The organism is Halobacterium salinarum DSM 3754 (genome assembly GCF_008124605.1).
Taxonomy (GTDB): Archaea; Halobacteriota; Halobacteria; order Halobacteriales; family Halobacteriaceae; genus Halobacterium; species Halobacterium salinarum.
Window position 1 is genome coordinate 632,060 of the sequence record NZ_VRYN01000001.1, and the last position, 14,206, is coordinate 646,265.

16 protein-coding genes are annotated in these 14,206 nt (G+C 69.5%); 9 read left to right on the top strand and 7 right to left on the bottom strand.

Features of this window, described 5'->3' with window-relative positions; translation table 11 throughout:
- Positions 1 to 12 precede the first annotated feature (12 nt).
- Both APQ99_RS03355 and fer2 read right to left on the bottom strand, forming a co-directional pair.
- Positions 13 to 1,308 (bottom strand): glycosyltransferase family 87 protein, encoded by a 1,296-nt coding sequence (locus APQ99_RS03355; protein WP_136361603.1) that lies wholly within the window; start codon positions 1,306 to 1,308, stop codon positions 13 to 15.
- A gap of 207 nt (positions 1,309 to 1,515) precedes the next feature.
- Positions 1,516 to 1,905, bottom strand: coding sequence for a ferredoxin Fer2 (fer2, locus tag APQ99_RS03360; protein WP_010903707.1), 390 nt, complete (start codon positions 1,903 to 1,905; stop codon positions 1,516 to 1,518).
- Positions 1,906 to 2,047: 142 nt separating this feature from the next.
- Between fer2 and hisA the strand changes: the two genes are divergently transcribed.
- Positions 2,048 to 2,776, top strand: a complete 729-nt coding sequence (hisA, locus tag APQ99_RS03365; RefSeq protein ID WP_136361604.1) for a 1-(5-phosphoribosyl)-5-[(5-phosphoribosylamino)methylideneamino]imidazole-4-carboxamide isomerase — start codon at positions 2,048 to 2,050, stop codon at positions 2,774 to 2,776.
- A 51-nt stretch (positions 2,777 to 2,827) separates the two neighbouring features.
- On the top strand, positions 2,828 to 3,418 hold the full coding sequence (hisB, locus tag APQ99_RS03370) for an imidazoleglycerol-phosphate dehydratase HisB (protein WP_136361605.1): 591 nt from the start codon (positions 2,828 to 2,830) through the stop codon (positions 3,416 to 3,418).
- A gap of 28 nt (positions 3,419 to 3,446) precedes the next feature.
- Here hisB and APQ99_RS03375 read toward each other — a convergent pair whose 3' ends face one another.
- A complete protein-coding gene (locus APQ99_RS03375) occupies positions 3,447 to 3,944 on the bottom strand; it encodes a hypothetical protein (RefSeq protein WP_010903710.1) in 498 nt (165 codons plus the stop codon).
- A gap of 126 nt (positions 3,945 to 4,070) precedes the next feature.
- Between APQ99_RS03375 and APQ99_RS03380 the strand changes: the two genes are divergently transcribed.
- Positions 4,071 to 4,574 carry an amino acid-binding protein gene (locus APQ99_RS03380; RefSeq protein WP_012289478.1) on the top strand — a complete coding sequence of 168 codons (504 nt, stop codon included), beginning with the start codon at positions 4,071 to 4,073 and terminating at the stop codon, positions 4,572 to 4,574.
- On the opposite strand, the gene APQ99_RS03385 is transcribed toward APQ99_RS03380, so the two are convergent.
- A complete protein-coding gene (locus APQ99_RS03385; RefSeq protein WP_136361606.1) occupies positions 4,571 to 4,930 on the bottom strand; it encodes a hypothetical protein in 360 nt (119 codons plus the stop codon). The genes APQ99_RS03380 and APQ99_RS03385 overlap by 4 nt on opposite strands.
- Before the next feature lie 84 nt (positions 4,931 to 5,014).
- Here APQ99_RS03385 and APQ99_RS03390 point away from each other — a divergent pair, with 84 nt between their 5' ends.
- From APQ99_RS03390 to APQ99_RS03405, 4 genes are all read left to right on the top strand, one after another.
- Positions 5,015 to 5,635: an IMPACT family protein gene (locus APQ99_RS03390; RefSeq protein ID WP_136361607.1), complete on the top strand. Its 621-nt coding sequence runs from the start codon at positions 5,015 to 5,017 to the stop codon at positions 5,633 to 5,635.
- Positions 5,636 to 5,685: 50 nt separating this feature from the next.
- Positions 5,686 to 6,786: an ABC transporter substrate-binding protein gene (locus APQ99_RS03395; RefSeq protein ID WP_136361608.1), complete on the top strand. Its 1,101-nt coding sequence runs from the start codon at positions 5,686 to 5,688 to the stop codon at positions 6,784 to 6,786.
- Between the two features lie 13 nt (positions 6,787 to 6,799).
- Positions 6,800 to 7,684, top strand: a complete 885-nt coding sequence (locus APQ99_RS03400; RefSeq protein WP_136361609.1) for an FAD-dependent monooxygenase — start codon at positions 6,800 to 6,802, stop codon at positions 7,682 to 7,684.
- Between the two features lie 63 nt (positions 7,685 to 7,747).
- Complete coding sequence (locus tag APQ99_RS03405) at positions 7,748 to 9,772, top strand: dipeptidyl-peptidase 5 (RefSeq protein WP_136361610.1); 2,025 nt, start codon at positions 7,748 to 7,750, stop codon at positions 9,770 to 9,772.
- 10 nt (positions 9,773 to 9,782) lie between these two features.
- Here the strand turns inward: APQ99_RS03405 and APQ99_RS03410 are convergent, their stop codons facing one another.
- Together APQ99_RS03410 and upp are read right to left on the bottom strand one after the other, a co-directional pair.
- Positions 9,783 to 10,022, bottom strand: coding sequence for a DUF7569 family protein (locus APQ99_RS03410; protein ID WP_136361611.1), 240 nt, complete (start codon positions 10,020 to 10,022; stop codon positions 9,783 to 9,785).
- 46 nt (positions 10,023 to 10,068) lie between these two features.
- Complete coding sequence (upp, locus tag APQ99_RS03415; RefSeq protein ID WP_010903718.1) at positions 10,069 to 10,752, bottom strand: uracil phosphoribosyltransferase; 684 nt, start codon at positions 10,750 to 10,752, stop codon at positions 10,069 to 10,071.
- Between the two features lie 93 nt (positions 10,753 to 10,845).
- Between upp and APQ99_RS03420 the strand changes: the two genes are divergently transcribed.
- Complete coding sequence (locus APQ99_RS03420; protein ID WP_010903719.1) at positions 10,846 to 11,529, top strand: DUF5828 family protein; 684 nt, start codon at positions 10,846 to 10,848, stop codon at positions 11,527 to 11,529.
- 62 nt (positions 11,530 to 11,591) lie between these two features.
- Positions 11,592 to 12,773: an inorganic phosphate transporter gene (locus APQ99_RS03425; RefSeq protein ID WP_136361612.1), complete on the top strand. Its 1,182-nt coding sequence runs from the start codon at positions 11,592 to 11,594 to the stop codon at positions 12,771 to 12,773.
- A gap of 14 nt (positions 12,774 to 12,787) precedes the next feature.
- On the opposite strand, the gene APQ99_RS03430 is transcribed toward APQ99_RS03425, so the two are convergent.
- Complete coding sequence (locus APQ99_RS03430; RefSeq protein ID WP_010903721.1) at positions 12,788 to 14,161, bottom strand: hemolysin family protein; 1,374 nt, start codon at positions 14,159 to 14,161, stop codon at positions 12,788 to 12,790.
- Positions 14,162 to 14,206 lie beyond the last annotated feature (45 nt).

Consider the following 14,206-nt stretch of genomic DNA (forward strand, 5'->3'; position numbering starts at 1 on the left):
ACCGGCGGCCGGTCAGTCGCCACTGGCTGGGGTGTGGGCGGTGGTGAGTGGAACGTGGCGGCCCGCGGTGTGGATGGTACACCACACGAGTACCGCCGAAAGGCCGAGGAGGGGAACGGAGGCAACGGACAAGACGGGGGCGACGACAGCGAGGACGGCGTGGCTGGCTGTCGACGGTGCGCCGAGTGACGCCAGGCCGGCCGCGACGTGGGCGGGCTGGACGGGGAACGCCATGGCGGCGGTGCCTGCGAGCAGCAGCCAGCGCTCGCGGCCGCCGGGATCGAGGTACAGCAGGCACACCAGCGGGAAGTAGGCGTACATCACGTAGAGGGCGTTCGACGCGGGTGAGACAAGCAGCATGCCCGCGACGACGGCGAGGTACGTCGTCAGTCGGTCGGTGAGGGTGTGCTCCCGGCGAGCGACGAACCACACCGCGGGTGCGACCGCCAGGAGTGCCAGCGGGCCGTACAGCCGGGGGTCGACGGTGCCCAGGAGCTGCGAGAGCGGGCGGTACAGCGACATCGCGAAGAAATCCGGGGAGACGGTGCCGGCGAACTCAGACACCCGGCTGCGGGCGGCCAGCACGTGGACGTACCGGATGTAGGCGTCGACCCCGAACCAGAGCCCGCCGGCCACGAGCGCGCCGGTCGCCGTGGCCACCGCGACCCCGATCGCGTGCCAGGCCCGCCGGAACACGAGCCACAGTCCGAGGACGACCGGGAACACCTTTACCAGGGCGGCGGCGGCGATGACGACGCCGGCGATCCCCTGGTGGTCGCGTTCGAGCGCGACGAACGTGCCGGCGAGCGCGAGCGCGATCAGGGTGTCGACCTGCCCCAGGCCGAGCGCGGACAGGACTGGCGCGCTGGCGACGCAGAACCCAACGACGAGCAGCCGGTCGATGTCGTCGAGTCGGCCGCGCCGGGCTTCGATGGTGTGAACTGCCAGGGCTGCAAGCCCCAGCGCCGCTGCGACGTTGCACGCCGACTGGATCGCGAACGCGGTCTGCCAGCCGCCGGCGGCCGCTTGGGGCACGAACAGCGCGACCGCGACCGGTGGGTAGACGTATGAGACGCCCGGCAGCCCGGTTTCGATGCCGACGAACGGGTCGCCGTGGAGCGCGGCTTCCGCGGCCGCGTGGTAGGCGCGGTAGTCCCAGGCGAGGTGCGAAACGTCCGCGAGCACGAGAAAGTAGACGGGAACCAGCACGCCGGCAACAGCGCTCCAGAACAGCACGAGGCGGCGGGCGTCGAGGCCGGCCGGCAGCCACGACGGTCGAATGGCGGATAACCGCAGGGTGCGCGACATTGCCACCGGCTTCTCGGTTGGGTGGTTTAGTGTAAAGGGAGTAGTTTCACAACGAGAGAATGCGCCGAGGCGGAACGCACAGGGCGGCCAGTAGTGGGCCGGCGCGGCAGGCAGGCTGGCGGAGCCGGGGCTGCGTGGCGTGTGCGCGAAGAATCGGGTGAGCTAGCGGCGCGTCACGGGCTGTCCCAGACCGGGCGCGGGGCCAGTTCAGATGACGCGGTTCTGCAGGTAGTCGAGGTGCTTGGCGTTGTAGACGATCTTGACCTCGTCGGCTGCGGGCGAGCCGATGCAGGTCAGGCGCACGTCCTTCTCCTCGACTTCCTCGTCGCTGAGGATCTGCTGCATGTCCATGTCGATTTCGCCCTCCTTGACGATGGACGCGCAGTTCGCACAGGCACCGGCGCGACACGAGAACGGCCAGTCGTAGCCCTGCGCTTCAGCGGCTTCGAGGATGTACTCGCCCTCCGCGACCTCCATCGTGCCGTAGTCTTCGCCGTCGAGACCGGCGTCGGCGGCCTTCTCGAAGAGGTCGTCGTCGTCCATGTCCCAGCCCTGGTCGTCCAGCGTTTCGTAGTTGAGGTATTCTACCGTCGGCATCACTGCAGAGTTCGGCTTCCGAACGCATAGTAGTTGCTGTTCGGGCCAGCGTACTGCCACGAAAGCCCGGGTGTGACCGCCATCACGACGCTGCCCGCGGCGTCAACGAGGGGTTTTATCCACGGCAGCCCATGGTGGGGGTATGACATTCGAGTCGTTCACGGTGCTGCCGGCCGTCGACATGCAGGACGGACAGGTGGTGCAGCTCGTGCAGGGGGAGCGTGGGACCGAGCGCACGTACGGCGACCCCGTGGACGCCGCGACCGACTGGGTGGCCGCGGGCGCCGAGGCGTTGCACCTCGTGGACTTGGACGGCGCCTTCGAGGGGGCGCGCGCGAACGCCAGCGCCGTCGAGGACATCCTCGACGCGACCGACGTGTCAGTGCAGGTCGGTGGCGGCATTCGGAGCGCCGAGGACGCCACGGCCCTGCTCGACCGGGGCGTCGACCGTGTCATCCTCGGCACCGCCGCCATCGAGACCCCGGACATCGTCGGGGAGATCGCGGCCGCGTACAGCGACGGCGTGCTCGTGAGCCTGGACGCCAAGGACGGCGAGGTGGTCGTGGAAGGCTGGACCGAGGGCACCGGCATGGACCCGGTGGCGGCCGCCCAGCGGTACGCCGACCTGGGGGCGGCGGGCATCCTGTTCACCGACGTGGACGTGGAGGGGAAACAGGAGGGCGTGCGAACCGACCCCGTTCGAGACCTCGTTGACAGCGTCGACATCCCGGTGATCGCCAGCGGCGGCGTTGCCACTGTCGACGACGTGCGCGCACTCAAAGCCGCGGGGGCGGCCGGCGCAGTCGTCGGGACCGCGCTCTACGAGGGGAATTTCACGCTTGCGGACGCGCAGGCGGCCGTCGAGGACTGAGCGCCGCCGGGAGCACAACGACCATGTGGGCGGCGCGCCACTACCGCGGTGATGACAGACCGGACAGCCGCAGTGACGCGGGAGACGGCCGAAACCGACGTGGCGGTCACGCTGGACCTCGACGGCGACGGCGAGCACACCGTCGACACCGGGATCGGGTTCTTCGATCACATGCTGGCGGCGTTCGCGAAACACGGGCTGTTCGACGTGACCGTGCGCTGTGACGGCGATCTCGACGTTGACGACCACCACACCGTCGAGGACGTGGGGATCGCGCTCGGGGCGGCGTTCAGCGAGGCGGTCGGCGAGAAGCGCGGCATCCAGCGGTTCGCCGACCGCCGGGTGCCCCTGGACGAGGCGGTGGCGTCCGTGGTCGTGGACGTGTCGGGGCGCGCCGTCTACGAGTTCGACGGTGGGTTCAGCCAGCCGACGGTCGGCGGGCTGACGAGCCGGATGGCGGCGCACTTCTGGCGGACGTTCGCGACGCACGCCGCGGTCACGCTGCACTGCGGGGTCGACGGCGAGAACGCCCACCACGAGATCGAGGCGCTGTTCAAGGGGGTCGGGCGGGCGTTGGACGACGCGACCCGCATCGACCAGCGCCGGGCGGGGGAGACGCCCTCGACGAAGGGCGACCTCTGAGCGGGGCGGCGCTGGCGTGGGAGTCGGGCTAGGTGCGGCGCAGTCCGTCGCCGTCGGCGGCCACGTCGCCGTTCTCGATGGCGGCGTCGACGGCGGTCTGGAAGGAGTCCGCAGTCAGCCCGTAGGCGTTCGTCGCGAGCGCGCGCAGGTCGCCGCGTGGCATGTCGTCGTCGCGGTTCTCCAGCAGCCGCAGGACTTGGGCGTAGCCGTCGGGCCGCGAAGCGGCGGCGTCGTCGGTGGAGTCCTCGATGGTGATGCCCGTGGCGTCGCTGCTGGCGGCTTGCGGGGACGTCGGCGGGGCGGCGGGAGAATCGGCGGCCGGGTCGGAGCCGGAGTGGTCGGTGTCCGTGGCCGCCCCGTCGTGGTCGTCGGCACCACGGAGCGGGTCGGTGACCGTCTCCAGCGTGGTTTTGCAGCCGTCACAGAGCGCGAGCCGCACCGGACCGCTGGGGTTGGCCGCGGGGACGACCTCGAAGACCCCATCCGGGGCGTCGCCACAGAAGTCACAGGTGTCTACTTGACGCATACGTTCCTGGCTGTGGCTGGCAGCCCCAAAAGCCTGCTCGGTGTTGGGTTGGGTGGCCGGACACCGGCTGGCGGGGTGACTGGGACGCGAACGGTTTTCAGGCGCGTCCACCTGGCTTGGACCATAATGTTCGACGAGATCATGCAGAAGTTCGAGGGGAGTCCCGGACAGCAGGCGGTGATTCGGCTGTTGCTCGAACGCGGGTTCTCGGTGAACGACGGCGGCCGCGTGGTCTCCGGGGGGATCGAGATCCCGTACACGCAGGTCGCCCAGGAGGCGGGCGTCGACCGGCGGGTGGTCGATTCCACGACGGAGGCGATCCTCGATGACGGCGAGCTGACGCGCATCTTCCAGAACATCAGTCAGATCCCGAGCCTGATGGATCTGGCACCCGTGCTTGACCTGCACGTGGTGACGGTGGCCGTTCAGGACGCCGACGAGCCGGGGATCGTGGCCGCGGTGACGGGACTGCTGGCCGACCACGGGATCCCGATCCGGCAGACGATCAGCGAGGACCCGGAGTTCACCGACGAACCGCGGCTGTACGTCGTGACCGACGAGGAGTTGCCGGGGGCGGTGTTCACGGCGCTGGCGGAGATGTCGGCGGTGCGATCGGTGGAGCTGTCCTAATCCCGGAAGAGCACACTCGCCAGGATGAACACGTAGCCGACCGTTGTCAGCGCGTAGTTCACCGTGAGCAGGAGGATGGCGTTCTCGAAGTCCTGTGCGAACGCCGAAACGGTGGTGGCGATCGCGGCCGCAACGACGACACAGAACCCCAACGCGAGGTACAGCATTTCCCGGCGTTCGGTTTGGAGGAACGCGTTGGCGGCGAACGCGACCATCGCGATGCCGGAAAGCGAGAGCAGGGCGCTGGCGGCGGCGTACAGCAGTTCGAGGTCAGTGAGTCCGGCGAGCTGGCCCGGGAGCGAGGGGGTGAGTCGGGAGAGCGTGAACAACAGGTCGCCGGTCGTCAACGCAACCATCTGTCCCGGGTTTGCGCCGACGAATGCATAACCCTTGTGGGCAGAACCGCAAGCGGCAACCCCCTGCTCAACCAACGAGCGCGTGTGACCGACGCCTACCGCACGCTTGCGGGCTCGGGGCGGGACAGCTTCGAGGTCCGGGGGTCTGAGTTCATCGGGTATGCGGGGCCGGCAAACACCGTTGCGGCGGCCGAGGCGTTCATCCAGGAGGTCCGGGAGCGCCACGCGGATGCCACCCACAACGTGCCGTGGTATCGGGTGCGCGTGACCGGTGGTGGCCCGGGCGGTGGGCATCTGTTGCGGGAGTACCAGAGCGACGACGGCGAGCCGACTGGGTCCGCCGGGAAGCCGGCGTTGAACGTCGTCCAGCAGCGCGACGTCGAGAACGTGGTGGGTGTCGTCACGCGCTATTACGGGGGGACGAACCTGGGCGTTGGGGGGTTGGCGCGGGCGTATTCGACGGCGGTCAAGGACGCCGTGGATGCGGCCGGCGTGGTCACCCAGCGCCCGCAGGCGCGGTTCGTGGTGACGGTTGCATACGATGATTCGGGCACCGTGCGGGGGATTCTGGAGAGCGCTGAGTGTTCGTTCGACGCCGACTACGAGGCCGACGTGACGTTCGAGGTGACGGTGGCTGTGGCCGACGCCGACGCGCTCCGGGAGCGCATCGCGGACGCGACGAGCGGCCGGGCGGAGATCGCGTAGCGCCGGCGGAAAACCGAAGCGCACAAGTAGTTTTAGGCTGGCCTAAACCCATGCGAACGCGCAGACAGTTCCTCGCCACAACCACGAGCCTCACAACCGTCGGGCTGCTCGCGGGCTGTGCGCGCAGCCCCGACAACACCGACGAACGCGGCGCCGAGAACACGTACACCGCCTCGATCGCGCCCGTCGGGGATGTCGCGTTCGACGGCGTGCCCCAACGCTGGGTCACGAGCAACGGCAGTTGGGCGGATATGGGCGTCGCGCTCGGCCTCGATCCGCCGGCCGCGGTCACGCTCACGGACAGATACCACACCCACTACTACGACGACATCCCCGGCGTCAGCGTCGACGACAGCGACATGGTGTCGCTGTACCAGGACGGCGTCAACCCCGAGCGCTTCTACAACCTCGACGCCGACATCCACGTGATCGACCCGAACTTCCTCGAACACCGCACAGAGAACATCTCCCAGGCGGACATCGAGGACATCGGATCCCGGATCGCCCCGTTTTTCGGGAACTGCAGCTACGCCCACCACTACGAGTGGCACGACGACTACCGCTACTACTCGCTGCTTGGCGCGCTCGAACGGCTTGCGGCGGCGTTCAAGCGCCGAGACCGCTACGAGGCGATCAGGGCGCTGCACGCCGACGCCCAGTCGACGCTCGAATCGGTCGTTCCCGCGCCGGCCGACTGTCCCGCCACCGCCGTGGTCTGGGGGGTCGGGGACGCCCCCACTGAGTTCTACCCCTACACCATTGGCGGCGGGACCGGATTCAAGCACGTCCGCGATCTGGGCGTCCGGGACGCCGTTGCGGCGAGCGGCGTGCCGGACTTCCACGGGTCGCGGACCGCCATCGACGCCGAAACGCTGCTCGACATCGACCCTGAGGTGTTGCTCCTGCGGGGCTACGAGGACAAGACCGCAGCCGAGTTCCAGGACGCCGTCGTGTCCCCGCTACAATCCCACGCGGCCGCGGGCCGCGTCACCGCTGTCGAGAACGGCGACGTGTATCGCGGCGGCGGCCTCTATCAAGGCCCGATCACAACCCTCGTGCTCACCGAGCGACTGGCTGGCGACCTCTACGGGTACGACGGCGAGCTGTTCGACCGCCAGCGCGTCGCGGACATCGTCGCGGGGGCGATCTGACGTGGCCGAACCGATGCCCACCCAGGACGGCGAGCGCCGTGATGTCGTCATCGTCGGCGGCGGCCCCGCGGGCTGCGCTGCGGGCGTGTTCACCGCGCGCTACGGCCTCGATACGGTCGTCTTCGACCGCGGGAACGCCGCGCTCCCGCGCTGTGCGTTCGTCGAGAACTACCCCGGATTCCCGGGCGGGATCGACGTGCCGACGCTGCGAGGGCTGTTCCACGACCACGCCGAAACCGCGGGCTGTGACCTGATCGCGGACACCGTCGAATCGGTCGACCGGCCGAGCGACGACAACACCGGGTTCGTCGTCGAAACGCAGGACGGCCGTCGGGTGCACACCGACACCGTGCTCGCCGCGGCGTGGTACGACGGCTCGTACCTGCGGCCGGTCGTCGGCGACAGCGCCTTCGAAACCCACGACCACCACGGCGAGTCGCGCGAGCGCTTCGACGACGCGTACGCCGACGCCGACGGCCGCACGCCCGTCGACGGCCTCTACGTCGCGTCCCCGGGCGGCCAGCGCAGCGCACAGGCCGTGATCGCGGCGGGCAACGGCGCGCACGTCGCGCGCTGTCTGCTGGCGGACCGAAAGCGCGCCCGGGGATACCCCGAGGGCGTAGCCCCACACTACGACTGGAAGCGCCGCGAGTCGGATCTCAGTGGGGAGTGGGCCGACCGTGACCGCTGGCGGGAGTGGTTCGCCGCCGAGGCCGGCGACGACCACGACCTCGACGACGACGAGTTCGCGGCGCTGCGGGCGGCGCACCTCGATCGGACGTTCGACGCGACGCTGTCCGCGGACGCGATCGAGGAGCGCGCCGAAGCGGGAGCACACCGGCTGCTCGATCACATCGACGACGACCACATCGCGTCGTACCGCGAGCAACGGGACTGACTGGCGGCAGACAGCCACGGGGGGTACCCGAACCGTTTTGCGAGCGCCGGGCGACCCCCCACTATGCAGCCAGTCGAAGCCAGCGATTACTGGGAGCTGGCGCGGCTCAGCCAGCCGGCGGTCTCCCCGACCGGCGACCGCGTGGCGTACGTCCGAACGACCGCTGAGCGCGACGGCGACACCGGCCAGGAGACCGCGTCAGTCCACATCACGCCGGTCGGCGGTGGCGGTTCGCGGCGTTTCACCGCCGCCGATGGCACCGACGCCGAGCCGGCGTGGAGCCCCACCGGGGACCGGCTGGCGTTCGTCTCCACCCGCGGCGACGCTGGCGGGGGTCGCCCCCAGCTGTGGGTGGTGCCCGTGGACGGCGGGGAGGCAACGCGAATCACCGACGTGATCGGCGGCGTCTCGAACATCGCGTGGGGACCCGACGGCGACCGGGTGGCGTTCCTGCAGGCGGTGCGGCCGGCGGAGCGAGCCGAGGAGCTGGACCGCGAGCACGACGGCGAGTACGAGCGCGACACCCCCGATCCGCGCGTGATCGACCGGCAGATGTACCGCGGCCACACGAGCTACCGGGACGGCGCGCGCCGGCACGTGTACGTCGCGGACCTCGCTGCGGGGCGCGTCGACCGAGTGACCGCGGGTGTCGCCGAATGCGGCGGCCCTGCGTGGGGCGACGACGGCACGCTGTACTATCCGATCCGGCGCGGGCTGGACGCCGACGACCGCCTGGAGTGGGCGATCGAAGCCGCGACGCCGGCGGATTCGGCTGACAGCACCGTTGTGACGACCGTCGAGGGGATGGGGCCGACGCTGGCCGTCCACGGCTCCCGGGTCGCGTACACGACGACGCCGGCCGACGACCCGACGCTGACGCAGACGGCCGTCGAGGTCTTCGACCGCGACACCGGGGCGACCGACCGCCTCACGGACGGCGTCGACCGCACAGTCGCCGAGCGGACTGCGGGCCACGCCCCGGAGTGGGGACCCGACGGCGAGCACCTGTACGTCTGCACGCCCGACGAGGGCGGGTACGTCCTGCGGCGGGTGGCCGCCGACACCGGCGACGACCGCGTGGTGCTTGCCGGCGACCGCCACGTCCACGCGTTCTCGGTGTCCGCGGACGCGGTGGCCGTCGTGCAGTCCGAATGGGACCACCCCGGCGAGGTCGTGGCGGCGACCCCGATGGGTGGTGAAGAGGTCACGCTGACGCGCGCGAACCGCGACTACCTCGACGAGCGCGCCGTCTCCAAGCCCGAGTCGGTGTGGATCGATGGGCCCGCGGGCGACATCCAGGGGTGGGTGCTCACGCCCCCGGAGTTCGACCCCGAGGAGACGTATCCGCTGGTCGTGAACGTCCACGGCGGCCCCCACCTGATGTGGTCGACCGCCGGAACGATGTGGCACGAGTTCCAGACGCTTGCGGCCCGCGGGTACGTGGTGTTCTGGTGTAACCCCCGGGGCTCGACGGGGTACGGCCAGGAGTGGCTGCGCGCCGTCGAACGCGACTGGGGCGCGGTCACGCTCGCGGACGTCATGGCCGGCGTGGCGGCGGTCACCGACCGCGACTACGTGGACGCCGACAACGCGTTCATCACGGGGGGGAGCTTCGGCGGGTTCATGACCGGCTGGGCGGTCGGCCACACCGACGCGTTCGCCGGCGCGGTCGCGCAGCGCGGCGTCTACGACCTCACGGGGTTCTACGGCACGACGGACGCCTACGCGCTCGTTGAGGGCGAGTTCGACACCGACCCCGTGCGGGACAACGCGTTCCTGTGGGCGCAGTCCCCGGCGGCGCACACCGACGCCGTCGACACCCCCACGCTGCTCGTGCACTCGGAGGCCGACTACCGGACGCCGGCGAACACCGCGGAGCTGTTCTACCGGCTGCTGAAGAAACACGGCGTTGACACCCGGCTGGTTCGGTATCCCGGCGAGGGCCACGATCTCTCCCGGTCCGGTGATCCGGGCCACGTGGTCGACCGCATCGAGCGCATCGCTGCCTGGTTCGACGGCTACAGCGACCACCACGAGGCGGCCCCGGTGCTGGAGACCGACCGCCCCGGGGCGGCCGCCGACGAGTAACCCCCTGCGGTCAGTCGACGATGATGTCGGTGCCGCCGTCCTCGCCGTCGGCCGCCGCGGCTGCGTCGTCGTGTCGGGTGTCGGCGCGCATCTCCGTCTCGTAGCGATCCACCCATTCGGCGAAGCACTCGGGACAGAGGCGCTGGCTGTCGATCTGGGAGCGGTCGACGGAGACGCGAACCGTCCGCGATAACGGGTTCGCAACCGCGTCGCCACACCAATCACAGGGCTCCGCGTCGGCGTCGCTCATACGCGCTGCCTTGCGGGCGAGCGTCTTGAACGTGGCGGGGCCGCCGTCAGGTCGTGCGGAACGCGCGGTCGCCGGCGTCCCCGAGTCCGGGCACGATGTAGCCGTCGTCGGTGAGCGTGTCGTCGATGGCGACCGTCAGCAGGTCCGCGTCCGGGAACTGGTCGCCGACCCGCAGCAGGCCGTCCGGGGCGCTCACGGCCGACAGCACGAACAGGTCCTCGACGCCCGCAGCGGGCATCTCGTCGGTGACGTGGTCGAGGACGGTACACATCGTCGATCCGGTGGCGAGCATCGGGTCGGCGACGATGACGGTGTCGCCCTCCGAGATGTCCGGGAGTTTCACGTAGTCGACGGTGATCGGGAACTCGCCGTCGGCGTCCATGCCGGCGTCCTCGTCGCGGCCCGCGCTGATGACGCCCTGTTTCGCTCGCGGGAACGCCTTCAGCAGCCCCTCGACGAACGGGGTTGCCGCACGGAGCACGTTGATGATGACGACGTCGTCCAGGCCGGTGACGCGCTCGCCGGTCGTCTCGGTGAGCGGCGTTTCGAAGGCCGTGAACTCCGTCTCCATCGCGCCGTCGATGATCTCGTAGCCCGAGATGCGGCCGAGTTTCACCAGCCCCTTCCGGAAGCTCACCTGCTCGGTGGTGGTGTCCCGGAGCCGGGAGAGGGTGTGTTTGGCGAGCGAATGCGTGATCACGTGTGCGTCGCCGCGGTCCTCGATGGTCATACGTGAGGTGGGACTGCGCGTCGGCTTGAAACCTACTATGACACGCCGGTATCGACAAGAGGTTTATGCGATGCGGGCCTAGATCGGGCAGCTATGGAGGAGAGCGTCGCGGGGTTCAAGCAGCGGGGCACGTGGGGCGACGTGGTCGAACACGGCGAACGCATCACGACCGCGCTGCGGGAAGCCGGTGCCGACGAGGCGTTTGCGGACGCGTTCGCGGAGTGGGACGACTGGCGGCCGAAGTCACACGAGCGCATCGGTGACGAGGTCAACGAGAAGACCGCCGATCAGGCCAGCGTCGCGGAGGGCAAAGGCGAGAAGGCCGGCGCGTCCGCCGACGAGGACCTACAGAAGGCCGGCGAGCAGCTGTCGGCGTCCTACGAGAAGCTCGGCGACGGCGACGGCGGTGACGCCGTCGAGAAGTGGCAGTCGTCCCTGGACCACGTCAAGCGGGCGGCGGACACGGCCGGCCGGAAGGCCATCCGGAAAGTCGAGGACGCGGTGTACCGGAACGTGATGACGCGGATCGCGCCGTACTACTTCGACAACGCGTTGGTGTCCGCGAACATCCAGCGCGTCCGCAGCCAGGAGGAGTTCGTCTTCGAGGTGAACATCAACGACGACGACCTCAAGTCGGCGGTCCAAGACCACCTCTCGTCGTTCGAAGCGCTCGACCGCTGGCACGTGGACACGGAACGCGAAACCGACGTCGCGGAGGCCGCCGAGGGCGTCGACCCGCCGAAACAACGCGAGGACGCCAAATCGACCACGAACTGAGCCCGGCTGGGCGACGCGTGCCGGCAGCCTCTTTGCACCGCCGCGCGGATAGTGACTAACGAATGGTTGGTGCTGAAGCAGCGACGTTCGTGGTGGCGGCGGTAGCGAGCCTGTTCATGGCGTGGGCGATCGGTGCCGGGTCGTCGGGATCGACGCCGTTTGCACCAGCCGTTGGCGCGAACGCGATCACGGTGATGCGTGCGGGGTTCGTCGTCGGGATCCTCGGGCTCGCGGGCGCGGTGTTCCAGGGTGCGAACGTCTCGGAGGCGGTCGGCAGCGATCTCATCGTGGGAATGCCGCTGTCGCCGCTGGCGGCGACGATAGCGCTGTTGACGGCGGCGCTGCTGGTCGCGGCGGGCGTGTTCGCCGGATACCCGATCGCGACCGCGTTCACCGTCACGGGCGCGGTTGTCGGCACCGGGCTGGCGATGGGGGGTGGGCCGGCGTGGCCGAAATACCAGCAGATAGCGACGCTGTGGGTGCTGACGCCGTTCGTCGGCGGCGGCACGGCGTACGTGACCGCGCGGAGCCTCCGGGACACCGCCCACGAGCGCGTGCTCGTGCCGGCGCTTGCGGGCGGCGTGGGTGCGATCACCGCCAACATCGAGTTCGCGTTTCTCGGCGGCCCCGACGCCGCACGGTCGATCGCGTGGTCGCTCGCGAGCGTGGCCGGCACGCCGTCACTGGTGGGGCGTGGGGCCGCGACGCTGGCGGTGGCGGCGGCGGTCGCGGGCGCGCTCTACTGTGACAGCGCGGGCAACGCCAGCCGCGGGCAGCGCCACTTCCTGCTGGCGCTGGGCGGGCTGGTGGCGTTCTCCGCCGGCGGGAGTCAGGTCGGCCTCGCTGTGGGGCCGCTGTTGCCGCTCATCGGCGGTGAGATCCCCCTGCCGTACGTGTTGTCGGGTGGTGGCGTTGGACTGCTCGTTGGGTCCTGGACGGGCGCGCCGCGGATGATCAAGGCGCTCTCACAGGACTACTCCTCGCTGGGGCCGCGGCGGTCGATCGCCGCGCTCATCCCGAGTTTCGCCATCGCGCAGTCGGCGGTGTTCTTTGGCATCCCGGTGTCGTTCAACGAGATCATCGTCTCCGCGATCATCGGCTCGGGGTACGCCGCCGCGGGCGGCGGCGGTGGCGGCGTCAGCGGCCGGAAGATGGCGGTGACGGTGCTGGCGTGGGTGGCGTCGCTGGTGGTCGCGTTCGCAGCCAGCTACGGCGTGTTCGCGGCCGTCAGCGCGGTCATGTAGGCGGTGGGAACGCGCTACGCGCCGTTCCCGGTGGAGTCCGCGGTCAACACTTCGGCGTTGGCGTCGGCCTCGGCCGCCGAGTCGAGGCGCTGCACGCGGGCCTTCATGATGCGCGTGTTCTCGACGTGCTCGACGGTGAGTTCGATGTCCTCGAAGCGGAACGCCTCACCCTCCTCGACGAGCCGGCCGGCGCGGTTGAAGATGAACCCCGCGATGGTTTCGAACTCCTCGCCCTCCGGCAGGTCGATGTTCAGGGCCTCGTTGACCTCCTCGATGTTCACCTCGCCGCGCACGCGGACGGTGTCCTCGTCGACGGAGTCGATCGGGAGGTCCTCGCCGCCGTCCAGGATCTCGCCGACGATCTCCTCGGTGATGTCCTCGGCGGTGAGCAGCCCCTCCGTGGTGCCGAACTCGTCGATGACGACGACCAACTGCACGCGTTCGTCCTGCATCTCCTGGAGGAGGTCGTCGACGTTCTTGGACTCGGGGACGTGGAGGGTCGGCTCGATGAGGTCGTCTAGCTCGGCGTCCTCGGTCTCCCCGTAGAGGGATTCGCGGACGAGATCCTCGAGGCTGACCACGCCGATGACGTTGTCGAGTTCGCCGTCGTAGACGGGCACGCGCTCGTGGCCGGCCTGCGTACACGTCTGGATGGCCGCCTCGATGGTGTCGGTCTTCGAGACCGCAACGACGTCGAGGCGCGGCGTCATGACCTCCTTGGCGATGGTGTTGTTGAACCGGAAGATGCGCTGGAGCATCTCCCGTTCGTCCTCCTCGATGACGCCCTCGCGCTCCCCGGTCTTGATCATGTCCTGGATCTCGGAGCGCGTGACGTAGCTGGATTCGATGGCCGCCCGACCGCCGGTGAACTGGTTGACCGCGCGCGTGAGGTAGTCGAACAGGACGACCAGCGGATACAGGAATCGCTCGCTCCACTGCAGGGGTTTCGCGATGGACAGCGCCCAGGATTCGGAGTTCTCGACGGCGTAGGACTTCGGCGCGCTCTCCCCGAACAGCAAGACGAGGGCGGTGACGCCGAAGGTGGCCGCGAGCACGGCCTTGCCCTGCGACATGGAGGTGGCGAACAGGCCGGTGGCGATCGAGGACATCGCGATGTTCACGAGGTTGTTCCCGACCAGGATGGTGATGAGCAGCCGGTGGGGATCGCTTTTCAGCGCTGCGACTGCGTCAGCGCCCGAACGCCCCTCCTCAACGAGTGCGTCAATGCGGTGGCGCGGGATCGAGAACATGGCGATCTCCGAGGAGGAGAAAAACGCCGACAGTACCATCAGGACGGCCAGCGTCGCGACTCCGGCGCCGATGAAGGCGTTTCCGGAAACGTCGGTCCCGAACGCCGACACAGCAGTCAGAGGCGGTGAGATGCCCATTCAGATGTGGTCTTACTCCGCACTCCTTTTAATTCTTTGCTGACC

Excerpts from the sequence above, each read along its gene's own strand:
- APQ99_RS03385 (WP_136361606.1), bottom strand. The coding sequence starts at position 4,930 with ATGGTTGCGTTGACGACCGGCGACCTGTTGTTCACGCTCTCCCGACTC.
- APQ99_RS03410 (WP_136361611.1), bottom strand. The coding sequence starts at position 10,022 with ATGAGCGACGCCGACGCGGAGCCCTGTGATTGGTGTGGCGACGCGGTT.
- APQ99_RS03355 (WP_136361603.1), bottom strand. The coding sequence starts at position 1,308 with ATGTCGCGCACCCTGCGGTTATCCGCCATTCGACCGTCGTGGCTGCCG.
- APQ99_RS03430 (WP_010903721.1), bottom strand. The coding sequence starts at position 14,161 with ATGGGCATCTCACCGCCTCTGACTGCTGTGTCGGCGTTCGGGACCGAC.
- APQ99_RS03420 (WP_010903719.1), top strand. The coding sequence starts at position 10,846 with ATGGAGGAGAGCGTCGCGGGGTTCAAGCAGCGGGGCACGTGGGGCGAC.
- APQ99_RS03405 (WP_136361610.1), top strand. The coding sequence starts at position 7,748 with ATGCAGCCAGTCGAAGCCAGCGATTACTGGGAGCTGGCGCGGCTCAGC.
- APQ99_RS03400 (WP_136361609.1), top strand. The coding sequence starts at position 6,800 with ATGCCCACCCAGGACGGCGAGCGCCGTGATGTCGTCATCGTCGGCGGC.
- APQ99_RS03425 (WP_136361612.1), top strand. The coding sequence starts at position 11,592 with ATGGTTGGTGCTGAAGCAGCGACGTTCGTGGTGGCGGCGGTAGCGAGC.
- upp (WP_010903718.1), bottom strand. The coding sequence starts at position 10,752 with ATGACCATCGAGGACCGCGGCGACGCACACGTGATCACGCATTCGCTC.
- fer2 (WP_010903707.1), bottom strand. The coding sequence starts at position 1,905 with ATGCCGACGGTAGAATACCTCAACTACGAAACGCTGGACGACCAGGGC.
- APQ99_RS03395 (WP_136361608.1), top strand. The coding sequence starts at position 5,686 with ATGCGAACGCGCAGACAGTTCCTCGCCACAACCACGAGCCTCACAACC.
- hisB (WP_136361605.1), top strand. The coding sequence starts at position 2,828 with ATGACAGACCGGACAGCCGCAGTGACGCGGGAGACGGCCGAAACCGAC.
- APQ99_RS03375 (WP_010903710.1), bottom strand. The coding sequence starts at position 3,944 with ATGCGTCAAGTAGACACCTGTGACTTCTGTGGCGACGCCCCGGATGGG.
- APQ99_RS03380 (WP_012289478.1), top strand. The coding sequence starts at position 4,071 with ATGTTCGACGAGATCATGCAGAAGTTCGAGGGGAGTCCCGGACAGCAG.
- hisA (WP_136361604.1), top strand. The coding sequence starts at position 2,048 with ATGACATTCGAGTCGTTCACGGTGCTGCCGGCCGTCGACATGCAGGAC.